The organism is Streptosporangium vulgare (assembly GCF_042428775.1).
GTDB classification, from domain to species: Bacteria; Actinomycetota; Actinomycetes; order Streptosporangiales; family Streptosporangiaceae; genus Streptosporangium; species Streptosporangium vulgare.
Genome location: NZ_JBHMBS010000018.1, coordinates 13,055 through 26,232, shown reverse-complemented (window position 1 = coordinate 26,232; position 13,178 = coordinate 13,055). Strand labels below are relative to the sequence as shown.

At 72.1% G+C, this 13,178-nt stretch carries 11 protein-coding genes; 8 read left to right on the top strand and 3 right to left on the bottom strand.

Annotated elements, in window-relative coordinates:
• Positions 1–724: 724 nt before the first annotated feature.
• Both ACFFRH_RS30105 and sigJ read right to left on the bottom strand, forming a co-directional pair.
• On the bottom strand, positions 725–1,189 hold the full coding sequence (locus ACFFRH_RS30105; protein WP_386161068.1) for a carboxymuconolactone decarboxylase family protein: 465 nt from the start codon (positions 1,187–1,189) through the stop codon (positions 725–727).
• The gene (gene sigJ, locus ACFFRH_RS30100) at positions 1,186–2,079 is read right to left on the bottom strand and encodes an RNA polymerase sigma factor SigJ (protein WP_386161067.1); all 894 of its coding nucleotides are present in this window, start codon (positions 2,077–2,079) and stop codon (positions 1,186–1,188) included. Before sigJ ends, ACFFRH_RS30105 begins: the two co-directional genes overlap by 4 nt.
• Before the next feature lie 74 nt (positions 2,080–2,153).
• Between sigJ and ACFFRH_RS30095 the strand changes: the two genes are divergently transcribed.
• From ACFFRH_RS30095 to ACFFRH_RS30060, 8 genes are all read left to right on the top strand, one after another.
• Positions 2,154–5,693, top strand: a complete 3,540-nt coding sequence (locus ACFFRH_RS30095; RefSeq protein WP_386161066.1) for a protein kinase domain-containing protein — start codon at positions 2,154–2,156, stop codon at positions 5,691–5,693.
• 14 nt (positions 5,694–5,707) lie between these two features.
• On the top strand, positions 5,708–5,950 hold the full coding sequence (locus ACFFRH_RS30090) for a hypothetical protein (RefSeq protein WP_344748891.1): 243 nt from the start codon (positions 5,708–5,710) through the stop codon (positions 5,948–5,950).
• Positions 5,951–6,234: 284 nt separating this feature from the next.
• Positions 6,235–7,566 carry a serine/threonine protein kinase gene (locus ACFFRH_RS30085; RefSeq protein WP_344748890.1) on the top strand — a complete coding sequence of 444 codons (1,332 nt, stop codon included), beginning with the start codon at positions 6,235–6,237 and terminating at the stop codon, positions 7,564–7,566.
• A gap of 58 nt (positions 7,567–7,624) precedes the next feature.
• The gene (locus ACFFRH_RS30080; RefSeq protein WP_344748888.1) at positions 7,625–7,870 is read left to right on the top strand and encodes a metallothionein; all 246 of its coding nucleotides are present in this window, start codon (positions 7,625–7,627) and stop codon (positions 7,868–7,870) included.
• Between the two features lie 188 nt (positions 7,871–8,058).
• On the top strand, positions 8,059–9,462 hold the full coding sequence (sthA, locus tag ACFFRH_RS30075) for a Si-specific NAD(P)(+) transhydrogenase (protein ID WP_344748887.1): 1,404 nt from the start codon (positions 8,059–8,061) through the stop codon (positions 9,460–9,462).
• A gap of 114 nt (positions 9,463–9,576) precedes the next feature.
• Positions 9,577–10,125, top strand: coding sequence for a hypothetical protein (locus ACFFRH_RS30070; protein ID WP_344748886.1), 549 nt, complete (start codon positions 9,577–9,579; stop codon positions 10,123–10,125).
• Between the two features lie 147 nt (positions 10,126–10,272).
• Entirely contained in the window at positions 10,273–10,509 is a 237-nt protein-coding gene (locus tag ACFFRH_RS30065; RefSeq protein ID WP_386161065.1) for a hypothetical protein, read from the top strand.
• A gap of 648 nt (positions 10,510–11,157) precedes the next feature.
• Positions 11,158–12,033, top strand: a complete 876-nt coding sequence (locus ACFFRH_RS30060) for a TIGR02452 family protein (RefSeq protein ID WP_344748884.1) — start codon at positions 11,158–11,160, stop codon at positions 12,031–12,033.
• On the opposite strand, the gene ACFFRH_RS30055 is transcribed toward ACFFRH_RS30060, so the two are convergent.
• On the bottom strand, positions 11,978–13,138 hold the full coding sequence (locus ACFFRH_RS30055; RefSeq protein WP_386161064.1) for a low temperature requirement protein A: 1,161 nt from the start codon (positions 13,136–13,138) through the stop codon (positions 11,978–11,980). The two genes, ACFFRH_RS30060 and ACFFRH_RS30055, sit on opposite strands and share 56 nt — an antisense overlap.
• Positions 13,139–13,178 lie beyond the last annotated feature (40 nt).

Below are 13,178 nucleotides of genomic sequence, written 5' to 3'. Positions count from 1 at the left end.
CGTCCCGTGGTTCGGGTCGCGGTTCGCCCCCGGAGTTCGCCCCCGGAGTTCGTCCCGGAGTTCGGATCGTGGTTCGGGCCGCGGGGGGATCCGCGACGAGTCCGTGGCCGGAACGGTGACGCCACGGTGGCCCGAACGGAGAAAGACCCGCCGTGGCGGGTCTTTCGCGAGGAGGCCGGAGGGGGATCAGGCGGCGGAGGTGGGGCCGCTCGTCCGTGGAAAGCGGAGGACGTTGCGGCCCCTGTAGGCACTGAGATCGACGACCTTGGTGTCACCTGTCACCCTACGGCGTGTCGCGGAACGAATGTCCCTGATCTTGAGCCGTGCGACATATGGTGGCACGACCACAAGTCTCTTCATTGAGCCCCCCGGCGTGATGGTTCCGTTATAAGAAGTGTCTACAGATCGCCGCATAAGACTGTCGTAAAGGCCAGGTCAACACAGACCGGGTCAACAGGCATCGAGCCAACACGGACCGGGTCAAAAGGGACCGGGTCAGTAGGGGAGCGGGCGCCCCGAGGGGGAGCGCAGATCCAGGCCCGAGGCGTGGCCGGGGCGGCGCGGACTCCGCCGCCGGATGATCTGGGTGCGTCGCCGCATGATCTTCCTCTTTTCCGGGCTCGCCGTGCTCCGCGTCCTGTGACACCGGTTCGCCGGGCGCTCGCGCGTCCGGCTCGCACGGTTGCCCGTGCGAGCCAAACCTAGTCCGCCCGCCCCCTCTCGATCAACCGTTTTGGCTACGCAGGGTTCCCGGAACCTTGCGGGTGGTGACGGCGATCCGGTTCCACGCGTTGATCGTCGAGATTGTCACGACCAGCGCGGCCAGCACCTCCGGCTCGTAGTGCCTGGCGGCCTCGTCCCACACCGCGTCCGGCACCGTCTCGCCGCGGTCGCTGAGCCGGGTGGCCTCCTCGGCCAGGGCGAGCGCCGCCCGCTCGGCGTCACTGAAGAAGGGCGTCTCCCGCCAGGCCGCCACCGCGAACAGCCGCTCGTCGCTCTCCCCGGACGCCTTCGCGTCGTGGGCGTGCATGTCGACGCAGAAGCCGCAGCCGTTGATCTGGCTGACCCGCAGCTTGACGAGTTCCCTCGTGGCGTGCGGAAGGCCGCTCTCCGCCTGGTACCTCTCCAGCTGCCGCATGGCCCGGTAGGCCTCAGGGGCGAGCTCGCCGATGTCCATCCGCTCTTTCATCGAACACTCCTCAGTTTCTCCGGGTTCCTCACGATGTCGATCTCGGTGATCCGGCCCTCGCAGACGGTCAGCCCGTAGACGGAGAGCCCGTCGTTCCGTGCCCACAGCAGCCCGGCCCGGCCGTTGACCGTGGTCACCGTCAACCTCCCGGTGCCGCCGTACTTCCTGGCGACCCCGAGCATGAAGCGGCCCACCCGGTCGGAGCCGTGGACCGGCCTGCGGGCCGCGCCGACCACCCCGCCGCCGTCGCTGCGCACCACCACGTCCGGATCGAGCAGCGTCATCAGCGCGCCGAGGTCGCCGTCGCCGTTCCCGCCTCGGATGATCCGCGCGAAGGCCTCGACGACCCTGCGGTGCTCGGCCTCGTCGACCTCGAAGCGGGGAGCCCGTGCCGCGACGTGCCCGCGGGCGCGGGCCGCGAGCTGCCGGCACGCGGCGGCGGAGCGCCCGACCGCGCGCGCCACCTCCTCGAACGGCAGCCCGAACACGTCGTGCAGGACGAAGGAGGTGCGCTCGGCGGGGCTGAGCGACTCCAGGACCACCAGCATCGCCAGGCTCATCGACTCGTCCAGGGTCACCCTGTCGGCGGGGTCGCCCTCGCCGACCACCGGCTCCGGCAGCCACGGCCCGATGTATTCCTCGCGCCGTACGCGCGCCGAACGCAGTACGTCCAGCGCGAGTCTCGATACTGTGACCACCAGCCAGCCGGTGACGTCCCCGATCTCCGAACGCTCCGCCCTGCCCAGCCTGAACCAGGCATCCTGGACGACGTCCTCGGCCTCGTCGACGCTGCCGAGCAGGCCGTAGGCCACGCCGACCAGGCGCGGCCGGATGGCCCCGAACTCCGCCGCGAGAGCTTCGTCACCGTTCACGTAAGGAGGACGAGACATGTCCCGAGTCTGTGACATCGCCCGAACCTCACCGTCCTCCGGGGCGTCCAATCCACCGGTGAACGGAGTGTGAGTTGAGTACGACACTTATCGACGGTGATCCGCAGAGGCTGGGCGGCTACTGGCTGGCCGGGCGGCTGGGCGCGGGCGGCCAGGGCGTGGTCTACGAGGCGTACGACGCCGAGGGCACGCGCGTCGCGGTGAAGGTCCTGCACGGCGACGCCGGGACCGACCCCGAGCTGCGCGACCGGTTCGGCCGCGAGGCCGCCGCCGCCCGCCGGGTGGCCTCGTTCTGCACGGCGGGGGTGCTGGACGCCGACCTCGACGGGCCCAGGCCGTACATCGTCAGCGAGTACGTGGAGGGTCCCAGCCTGCGCAAAGCCGTCGCGGAGGGGCGCCGCTTCACCGGGGGCGACCTGCACCGCCTCGCGACCGCGATCGCCACCGCGCTGACCGCCGTCCACGAGGCCGGGGTGATCCACCGCGACCTCAAACCGGACAACGTGCTGCTGGGTCCGGACGGCCCGCGGGTGATCGACTTCGGGGTCGCCCGCACGGAGGACATGTCGCTGACCGCGACCGGCATGGTCGCCGGCACCCCGACCTACATGGCCCCGGAGATCTTCATGGGCCAGCGCGCGACCGCGGCCGTCGACGTCTTCGCCTGGGGCGGGATCATGGTCTTCGCCGCGACGGGCGCCGACCCGTTCCGCGCCGAGAGCCTGGGCGGGATCATGCACCGCGTGCTGTCGGTGCAACCCCAGCTGGACATGCTCCCCGAGCACCTGCGGCCCTTCGTCGCCGCCTCGCTCGCCAAGGACCCCAGGTCCAGGCCCACCGCGAGGGATCTGCTGCTCGCCCTGGTCAGCGGTGACAGGAGCATCGACACGCCGAGGCTGCTCGCGGCGGGCAGCGACGCCGGGGCCCAGGTCCGCGCGACCTCGGCCGACCCCGCGCTAGGCACCCTCGCCGAGGACGCCTACGTCGCGCTCGGTCCCGCCGAGCGGGAGCTCGCCCCCGAGATCTTCCTGCGGCTGGTCACCGTGAGCGACGAAGACCAGCTCGTCGTACGCCAGGCGCAGTGGGCCGAGCTCCTCGACGGGCGCCAGGAGGGCGAGGCCGCCGCGGTACGGCGCCTGGTGGAGGTCTTCGCGTACCTGCTCACCCACGACGACCGGGAGGTCTGGCTGTCGCGGCCCGCGCTGCCGCAGGCCTGGCCCAGGCTGCGCGCGTGGATCCAGGCCAACCGGGACGGCCTGGCCGTGCACCGGGGCATCCTCACCGCCGCGCGGCGCTGGCAGCTCCAGGGGCGCAGGGACGGTGACCTGTTCCAGGGCGGCAGCCTGGAGAGCGCGATGCGCTGGGCGGCCACCGGGCGCCGCAACATCACGCTCAGCCCGGTCGAGCGTGACTTCCTGGAGGCGGGAGCCGCCCTCACCCGGCGGCGTGCCCGCAGGGGCAGGGTGCTCTCGGGCACGCTGGCCGTGCTGCTGGTCGCCGCGCTGGCCGCCGGGGCGTTCGCCGTGCAGCAGAGCAGGGTGGCCGACGCGCGCAGCGCCGTCATCGCCTCCCAGCGCGACCAGGCGACGGCCGCCAGGCTCGCCGCGACGGCCGACGCGTTGCGGACCGCCGAGCCGGTCAGGGCGATGCTGCTGAGCGTGGCCGCCTGGCGGCTGGCGCCGGTGGTCGAGGCGAGGGCGAGCCTCGCCGGTTCGCTGACCCAGCGGGAGACGGCCACCTTCCACGACCCGGCCACCGGGATACAGACCTTCAGGGCGCTGAGCGCCGACGGGCGTACCCTCGCCAGCGCGAGCGACGGCGAGGTGCGCCTCTGGGACGTGCGGACCGGCAGGCGCGCCGGCGGCTTCACCGGGATCGGCGGCGAGCTGCGCGGGATCGCGCTGAGCCCGCGAGGCGGCAGGCTCGCCGTGATCAGCGGTGAGAGGCTGAGGATCTGGGACGTGCGGAGCGGGAAGCCGACCGGTGCCGTCATGCGGGTCCAGGGCCGGAACGGGGGCGGCGACACCACCGCGTCCTTCGGGCGGTCGGAGGACTGGCTCATGGTCAGCCAGGGGGAGGGGTTCACCGTCTGGAACGTGGTGACCGGTCAGAAGCACTCCCCGGTCGGCGGGGCCATCGGCAGCGACCTCTCGGCCGACGGGAGCTGGATCGCGACGGGGACCCTCGACGGCGAGGCGGCGGCCTTCGCCCTGGACGGCCTGCGCAGGATCCCGCTGGGGGGCCGCTGCGGTGTCTGCTTCCCGAGGGTGGCCTACAGCCCCGACGGCGCGACCATCGCCGTCGCCAGGGGGAAGACCGTCGAACTGCGTGACGCGTTCACCGGGGCGAAGCTGGACACCTTCTTCGAGGAGGGCGCGACCGGCGAGCTCGCCTTCAGCCCCGACGGGCGCTTCCTGGCCTCGGCGGTCGACACGGCCCTGCGGGTCTGGCGGGTCGAGGACGGCAGGCTGCTGCTCACCCAGAGGATCGACGCGTACGAGCCCGTCGTGGCCTTCGACCCGGACGGGCGCACCCTGCGCTACCTCACCGAGGACTCGGTGACGAGCCTCGACGTCTCCGCGCTGACCAGGCCCGTCACGCTGAAGGGCCCGGGAACCCGCTGGGCGGCCCTCAGCCCCGGCGGGCGGCTGCTCGCCTCCAGGGCGGACGGGGCGAGCGAGATCGTGATCCGCGACCTCGGGCGGCGCGCCCGCCTGGGATCGCTGGACAACGGGCCCGAGGGCGCCGACAACCTCTTCAGGATGGCGTTCAGCGCCGACGGGCGGCGGCTGGTGGCCAACTCCGGCTCGGACAGTCCCCGGCTGACCGTCTGGGACACCTCCACCCTCAAGCGGATCGCCACCCTCACCCTCACCCGTGGCGGCCAGGTGTTCGCCGTGGCGATCAGCGCCGACGGCACCGCCGTGGCCTCGTACACCCTCTACTACGACGCCGAGGTGAAGCCCGAGGGAGAGATCCACGTCTGGGACGTGCCCAGTGGACGACTCCGGTGGTCGCGGCCCCAGGAGATGGTCGAGGGGCTGGTCTTCACCCCGGACGGCGGGGCGCTCGCGGTCGCGGGCGGTGATCACCGGCTGCTGGACGCGGCCACCGGCGAGCCGTCCGGCGAGACCTACGGCTCGCCCGGCCTCGGCATCCCGGCGATCGCGCTGGCCTTCGGCGACGCCGGTGCCCGCTTCGCCGTCGCCGACCGCATCGGGCGGATCTCGGTGTTCGAGACCCGGGGCAGGAAGCGGGTGGGCGGCATGATCCGGGGCGAGGAGGGGACGGGGGCGGGCCTGACGTACTCACCTCGCGGCGACGTCATCGCCGCGGCGGTGACCGGGCGGTCGGTGGGGATCTGGGACGTCGCGACCGGGCGCCGTCTCGGCCAGCCGATCGTCGCCCAGCCCGGAGACCTCCAGGCGCTGACGTTCAGTCCCGACGGTGCCCGGCTGATCGCGGTGGACGGGGCGGGCACCCTGAGCGAGTTCCCGGTCGAGCCGGAGGCGGTGGCGCGGGCGGTCTGCGAGCGCGCGGGCCGGACCCTGTCGCGCGCGGAGTGGCGCACCTACCTGGGGGACCTGCCCTACCGCGACGTCTGCCCCGCCTGAACGACCCTCATGGCGTGCCTCCGTTCCTTCGCGGGTTTTGGGCTTACCCGGGGGAGGCCCTGCACTATGACGCCCCGGCGCCGGGAATCCACGACCGGAAGGATTCTCATCGGAGCCGTCACCTGGCCGGCTGGGGCGATCCGCGCCAGGTGGTCACCGACCCGCACGCGCGCTACTTCGGAGCCGAGCTGGGCGAGGGGTCCCTGGTGCCGGAGGGCGACGACGCGATCCTCGGCGAGATCCGGTACGAGGACTGACCGGGCCGGACCGCCACGGGGAAGCAACGCCTTCCGGCCGGGCGGCGACGTCATCCACTACCAGGACGGCAACGACCGCGACGACGTCCCGCTCCGGTTCACCGTCACGATGCTGTGCGAACCCGGCAGGCCGATGCTCACCCTGGTGGACGAGGAGGAGCTCGCCCGGCGCGGGGAGCGCCGGGCCCCTCGGCGATCCTGACCCTCGAAGCCCGGGGTGAGGCGATTCGACGCCCGTCCCCGCCGGGGGAAACATTCTTTCCGCAAATCGCATCAAACACCGCATGAGAGTGGCGCAGGAGTTGATCGTGGGCGACCCGTGGCGGCTGGGCGGCTACCGTCTCGCCGGGCGGCTGGGGGCGGGCGCCCTGGGCGTGGTCTACGAGGGGTACGACCAGGGCGGGGGACGGGTCGCGGTGACGGTCCTGCACGGTCACCCGGGAGCCGGCGCGCCCACCGAGGCCGCCGCCGCCCGCCGCGTCGCCTCCTCCTGCACGGCGGGGGTGCTGGACGCCGACCTCGACGGGCCCAGGCCGTACATCGTCAGCCGGTACGTGGAGGGGCCCAGCCTGCGCCGGGCCGGGCGGGTCTTCGGCGGCGACGACCTGCACGGCCTCGCGGCCGCGGTCGCCACCGCGCTGACCGCCCTGCACGACGCCGGGGTGGTCCACCGCGACCTCACGCCCGACAACGTGATCCTCGGCGGGGACGGTCCCAGGGTCACCGGATTCGGGATGGCCCCCGGGCGGGTGACGTCGCTGACCGCCACCGGCCTCAGGACGCGCGTGCCGTCGTACACGGCGCCCGAGGTGTTCACCGGCGGCGCGGCGGGCCCGGCCGCCGACGTGTTCGCCTGGGGCGGGATCGTGCTGTACGCCGCGACCGGCGAGGACCCGTTCGCGGCGGGCAGCCTGGGCGGGGTGATGCACCGGATCCTCTCCCTCGATCCCGACCTGGGCTCGCTGCCCCCGCTCCTGCGGCCGCTGGCCGCCGCCGCGCTCGCCAAGGACCCTCGCGCCAGGCCGGCCGCCCGCGACCTGCTGATCGCCCTGCTCTCCGGGACGGCCGCGCCGCGGGCGGGCACCGGTCCCGGGACGGCCGCGTTGCCCCCGATGGGGACCGGTCCCGGGACGGCCTCGTCGCTGGGGGCGGGGAGCGATCCCGGGACGGCCGCGCTGCTGCGGGCGGGGACCGAGGTGGCGGCCAGGGTCCGTACGGCCTGCGACGACCCCGGGCTGGGGGCGCTGGCCGAGTCCGCGTACGCCGCGCTCGGCCCGGCGGACCGGGAGCGCGCGCCCGCGGTGTTCCTGAGACTCGTCGCGATCGCCCCCGACGGGCAGCCGGTCGCCCGCGAGGCCAGGGTGCCCGCCGGGTCCGAGCGCGTCCTGCGCGGCTTCACGGGGCTGGTCGCGCACCGGGGGGACGAGGCGCGTCTGGTCCACCAGGCGCTTCCGTACGCCTGGCCCCGCCTGGGGGAGTGGATCGAGGCCGACCGCGCCCGCCTCGTGGCGCGCGGGAGGCTCGCCCGGCTGCGTCCCCTGCTGCCGGTCGCGCTGGTGGTGCTGGCCCTGGTGCTGCTGGCCGCCGGGATGATCCTGACGGGATGGATTGTCTGACCTGCGGATACCTGGGTACGACTTTCACCGGAAATGCCGTGAGTTTTCGGGGGGAAACATGGCGAGCTGTGAAACGTGCGGTAACGACTACGACATGAGCTTCGAGGTGCACGCCCAGGGCAAGGTGCACGTCTTCGACAGCTTCGAGTGCGCGATCCAGCGGATGGCGCCCATCTGCGAGCACTGCGGGGTCCGGATCGTCGGGCACGGCGTCGAGGCCGGGCAGCACTGGTTCTGCTGCGCCCACTGCGCGAGGAAGGAGGGGGCGACCGCGATCGTGGACCGGGTCGGCGCGCGGGTGTGAGGTCCCGGAGCCGCGCTGTGCCTGTGCTGTGCCGGGCCCGCGCCGGGCCCGCGCCGGTGCGTGGCGCCGTCCGGACACCGGGTCACGTCGCATTCCCATGACGGCGTGAGGCGGTATTAACGAGACTGACACGATCTGGTATTCCGTGAGTCTGGCTGAGACCGCCTCCTGCCTTCACACTGGGGCCTATGTGGGATTTTGATGTCCTTGTTCTTGGTTCCGGGCCAGGTGGTCAGAAGGCCGCGATCGCCGCGGCGAAACTCGAACGGCGTGTCGCGCTCGTCGAGCGGCGCAACATGCTCGGCGGGGTGTGCATCAACACCGGCACCATCCCCTCCAAGACGCTGCGCGAGGCCGTCCTGCACCTGACGGGCCTCAACCAGCGGGGCATGTACGGCCAGAGCTACCGGGTGAAGGACGAGATCACCGCGGCGGACCTGGGGATCCGCACCCAGCACGTGATCGGCCGGGAGATCGACGTGATCCGCAGCCAGCTGTCGCGCAACCACGTGGCGACGCTCAACGGGCACGGCCACTTCGTGGACCCGCACACGGTCGGAGTCGTCGACGAGCACGGCCACGAGACCAAGGTCACCGCCGACAAGATCGTCATCGCCACCGGCACCCGGCCGGCCCGTCCCGACACCGTGGAGTTCGACGGCCACACGATCATCGACTCGGACGGCATCCTGCAGTTGCAGGACATCCCCGACTCGATGGTGGTCGTGGGGGCCGGGGTGATCGGCATCGAGTACGCCTCCATGTTCGCCGCGCTGGGGACCAAGGTGACCGTGGTCGAGCGCCGCGACCGGATGCTCGACTTCTGTGACCTGGAGATCGTCGAGGCGCTCAAGTACCACCTGCGCGATCTGGCGGTGACCTTCCGCTTCGGCGAGACCGTCGCCGCGGTGGAGCGCCGTCCCCGGGGCGCGCTGACCGTGCTGGAGAGCGGCAAGCGGATCCCCGCCGAGACGGTGATGTACTCGGCCGGACGCCACGGCATGACCGACGAGCTCGCCCTGGAGGCCGCGGAGCTGGCCGCCGACGCCCGGGGCCGCATCCAGGTCGACGAGCACTACCGCACCGCCGTGCCGCACATCTACGCCGTCGGCGACGTCATCGGCTTCCCCTCCCTGGCCGCCACCTCCATGGAGCAGGGCCGCATCGCCGCCCACCACGCCTGCGGCGAACCGCTGCGCGGCATCCACCACCTGCAGCCGATCGGCATCTACACCATCCCCGAGATCAGCTTCATCGGTCCCACCGAGGACGAGCTGACCGCCTCCCACGTCCCCTTCGAGGTCGGCATCTCCCGCTACCGCGAGCTGGCCCGGGGCCAGATCATCGGCGACACCTACGGCATGCTGAAGCTCCTGGTCTCCCCGGACACCCGCGCCCTGCTCGGCGTGCACGTCTTCGGCACCGGCGCCACCGAGCTCCTGCACATCGGCCAGGCCGTCATGGGCTGCGGCGGCACCATCGACTATCTGGTCGACGCCGTCTTCAACTACCCCACCCTGGCCGAGTCCTACAAGGTCGCCGCCCTGGACGCCATGAACAAACTCCGCCGGGTGGCCCGCTTCGAGCTCTGATCCGTTCCCGGCCCGGCCGATTCGTCGCCCCTGGCCAGAGCCCGGTGGTCAAACGACCGGGACGATGCTCACACGCGGCGGACCTGAGCTGATCTTTGTGGTGGAATATGCCGAATGGAGAGAGCAAGGCAGCTGGTGGGCGAGATGCTGATCTACTGCTTCGTGATCGTCCTGCTCACCGGGAGCTTCCTGGCGTTCTTCTACACGCCCAGCAGCGAGATCGTGTACTACGACGGCAGCTACACGCCGCTGCACGGCGTTCCCATGAGTGCCGCCTACCGGTCGGCGTTCGAGATCAGCTTCGAGGTGCGCGGCGGCCTGCTCGTGCGGCAGGCGCACCACTCCTCCTCGATCCTGCTCGTCCTGGGAGCCGTCGTCTGGACCTTGCTCGGCGGGTTCCGGTACGTGTTCGCGCTGCTGGGCCTGGGCTTGAGCCTGCTCGCCGGGCTCTCCGGCTACGGGGCCGTCGACGACCTGCTGTCCGGGACCTTCCTGGGAAGGCTGTCCACCCCCTGGTGGTACGGCCTGCACCTGCTGACGGCGCTGGGCCTGGGCGCCGTACTGGTGATCTCCTCGCGGCGAGAGGCCGCCCGGCACCCCAGAACGCCACAATTCGTGGCACTGAGCTTCGGCCTCGTCGTTCTGGTGATCTTCTTTCTCTGACGCGCCCGTGGCGGGGACGGTCGCGTCAGCAGATGTGGTGTAGGAGTATCCGGATCCGGTATGGGGTGTCGCGCCTGGAGCCGGTCGGCGGAAAAGCAGGGGAGTGAGCACGTGCGGGGTCGGCGCTCCTTGATTCTCCTGCTGGTCATGGCGCTGGCGGCACTCCCGTCGGTCGGTGCCGCCGCGTCGCGGAGCCTGGGCTGTCCCTCGCGTCCGACGACCGAGGTCGCCGCGCAGGAGGTGATCGACTTCTGGGAGCGGCAGACCGAACCGACTCAGGCTCCCGTTCCGGACGAGGACCGCTACTCGGACCGCAAGGCGGGGATGATTCCACCCATCGGCATCGAGATCGTGTCTTCGTCGGATTGCCCCGCGCGGCACTGAGGCCGGAACATTCTCACGGCGTTCCGCTTCGACCACGCCGGGGCTGCGCGAGCGTGCCGAAGGTCATGGAACGTGGCCGTCTCTCACACCCCGTCTGCCGAAGCCGCCTGCCCTGTCGCGTGAGTCAGCTCGTCGGCGAGCCCGTTCATGTGGTGGGCACGTGCCTGAGCCCGTATGTGGTGATGGCTCAGCGTGATCACGTCCGGCTGGGGTGGCGAAGGCCGTACCCGGCGCTGGGGCGGGTACGTTCGGTGGCCTGGACCTGTTTCTGCCGGGCCACGGTCTACGAGTTGCGCGAGGGCGCCGGACGGGCGTTCCTGTGGCGGACCGTTCAGCTCGAGGACGGGGACGACGAGGTTCACGAGACCTCCACGTGGCCGGTCGGCGAGGCTCGGGCGATCTGGACGGCGCTGCTGTCCGGTAGGGCCCGGTGGAGACGGGTGCGGTGGCGCGGGATCCGGAGGGACCCGCGCCACCGTGCCTTGAGGGTCGGCGTGTGGAGCACCGCAGCCGGACACGGGTACGCGCGTCATTCCGGCGGGCAGGCGGGAACCTGGTGTTTCCTGCCCCGAAGCCGCGGTGAGGCGGGGCGCGAAGTCGCGAAAACCGTTCGGCCGGTGAGACGGTCACGGCCTACGATGCGGACACGTGAGCAGAAGACTGCGTGGGATCGCGGCCGTCAACGCGCGGATCGCCGCCGAGGGCGAGTACGCGACCGATGACGGCACCGTCGTCGTCGTGGGCCCGGCACTGAAGGCGGCGCTCTCCGGCACCGTGAGTCACCCGGCGGACGGGCACATCGATGTGCCCCGCCCGGAGTCCGATCGCCGCCGGACGTCCTTCCAGGTGACCGCCGAGAGTAGCCTCCAGGCCGCGCGACGGCTGCACCTCGCCGGGGCCGGGCGGATCGCCGTTCTGAACTTCGCCTCGGCCCGCAACCCCGGAGGCGGCTACCTCGGCGGGGCCAAGGCCCAGGAGGAGGATCTCTGCCGCAACGCCCTGCTGTATCCCTGTCTCCTGCGGGCTCCCGACTACTACGCCGCCCACCGCGCCTCCTCCGACCTGCTCTACAGCCATCGCGTCATCTGGTCTCCCGACGTTCCCGTGCACCGCGGCGACGACGGCCGGCTGCTGAACGAGCCGTACCTCGTCTCCTTCCTGACCTCTCCCGCTCCCAACGCCGGGCAGGCGCTACGCCGTGACCCGGGCGCGCGGGACCGAATCCGGCGCGCGCTCCACGAGCGCGCGGAAAGGGTGCTGGCCGTGGCCGCCCATCACGGCGCGCGCGGGCTGGTCCTCGGCGCCTGGGGATGCGGGGTGTTCCGCAACGACCCCCGTGAGGTCGCCGGGGCGTTCCACACCCACCTCACCGAGGGCGGTGCGTTCTCGGCGGTGTTCGAACGGGTGGTGTTCGCGGTCTGGGACCGTTCACCCGACTCCGCCAACCGGGCCGCGTTCGCCGAACGTTTCACCCCTGTGGAGGAACCGGTTCCCGGACCGCGGCCCGGCGCCGTTCCAAGATGATCACCGCGATCACCAGGGCGGTCAGCGCGGTGAGCTGCGCGAGGGCCGACCAGAGGCCGAGCGCGACCGTCAGGAGCGAGACCGCCGCGCCCGCGGCCCGGAGCCCGTTGCCCGCGATGCCGAGGACGCGCCGGAACCAGGCGTCGCCCGCCATGAACAGGGCGACGCCCGCGGCCAGGGTGAGGGCCGCACCGAACTTCAGCGGGTCCACCGGGTGGCCGATCGCCTTCTTGACGCCCGCGGCGACCGCGACGATGCCCAGCAGCATCGGGATGTGCGCGTAGAAGTAGGCGCCGAGGATCAGCCGGGTGCGCCGCACCGGCTCGGCCGCCTCCAGGGTGTGCTCGGCACGTCCCTCGTCGTCGCCGCCGAAGTAGAGCCACCACAGGCAGGCGGCCAGCGCGAGGCCGAGCACCGCCGCCAGGCCGAGGGCGAGGCCGACGTGGAGTCCCTTGGCGCCGATGCCGATCGCCACGATCGACTCGCCGAGTGCCACGATCACCAGCAGGCCGTGCCGCTCGACGATGTGCCCGGCCCGGAGGTTGAAGCCCTTCTGCCCGATGAAGTACGGGCTGCCCCACAGCAGGGCCACCGCGCCGGCCCAGAGCAGGTAGGTGTACGGCGCGGGGACCAGGGCGGCCAGGCCGATGAGCGCGACCCCGCCGAGATTGAACGGGAGCACCCGGGCGAAGGCCGAGGTGACCTGCAGGTACAGCCCGGCGTGCACGAGGATCAGCAGCAGGTACCCGACCGCGAACGCCACGCCGTCGCCGTCGAACACCGAGGGGATCGACAGTGCCACGATCATGAATCCGGCCATGCCCAGCAGGATCAGCACCCTGCGGGCCGGACGTGTCGGGGGGACGGCGTTGGTCAGCCAGGCGTAACCGGCGTACATCCACCAGATGGCGCCGAAGACCAGCAGCGCGCGCAGCGCGCTCTCGGCGGGCCTGCCGTCCTGCAGGCCGTCCACCAGGAGACCGGTGAGCTGGGTGACGGTGAAGACGAAGACCAGGTCGAAGAAGAGTTCGAGGGTGGAGACGCGGAGCTCGGTCTCCGGCGGGGCGGGCTCGACCCGCTCCGCGAACCAGCCGGGGAGGCGCATCCGCTCATTGTGCGGGTACGGCATCTCCCCGCAAATCTCA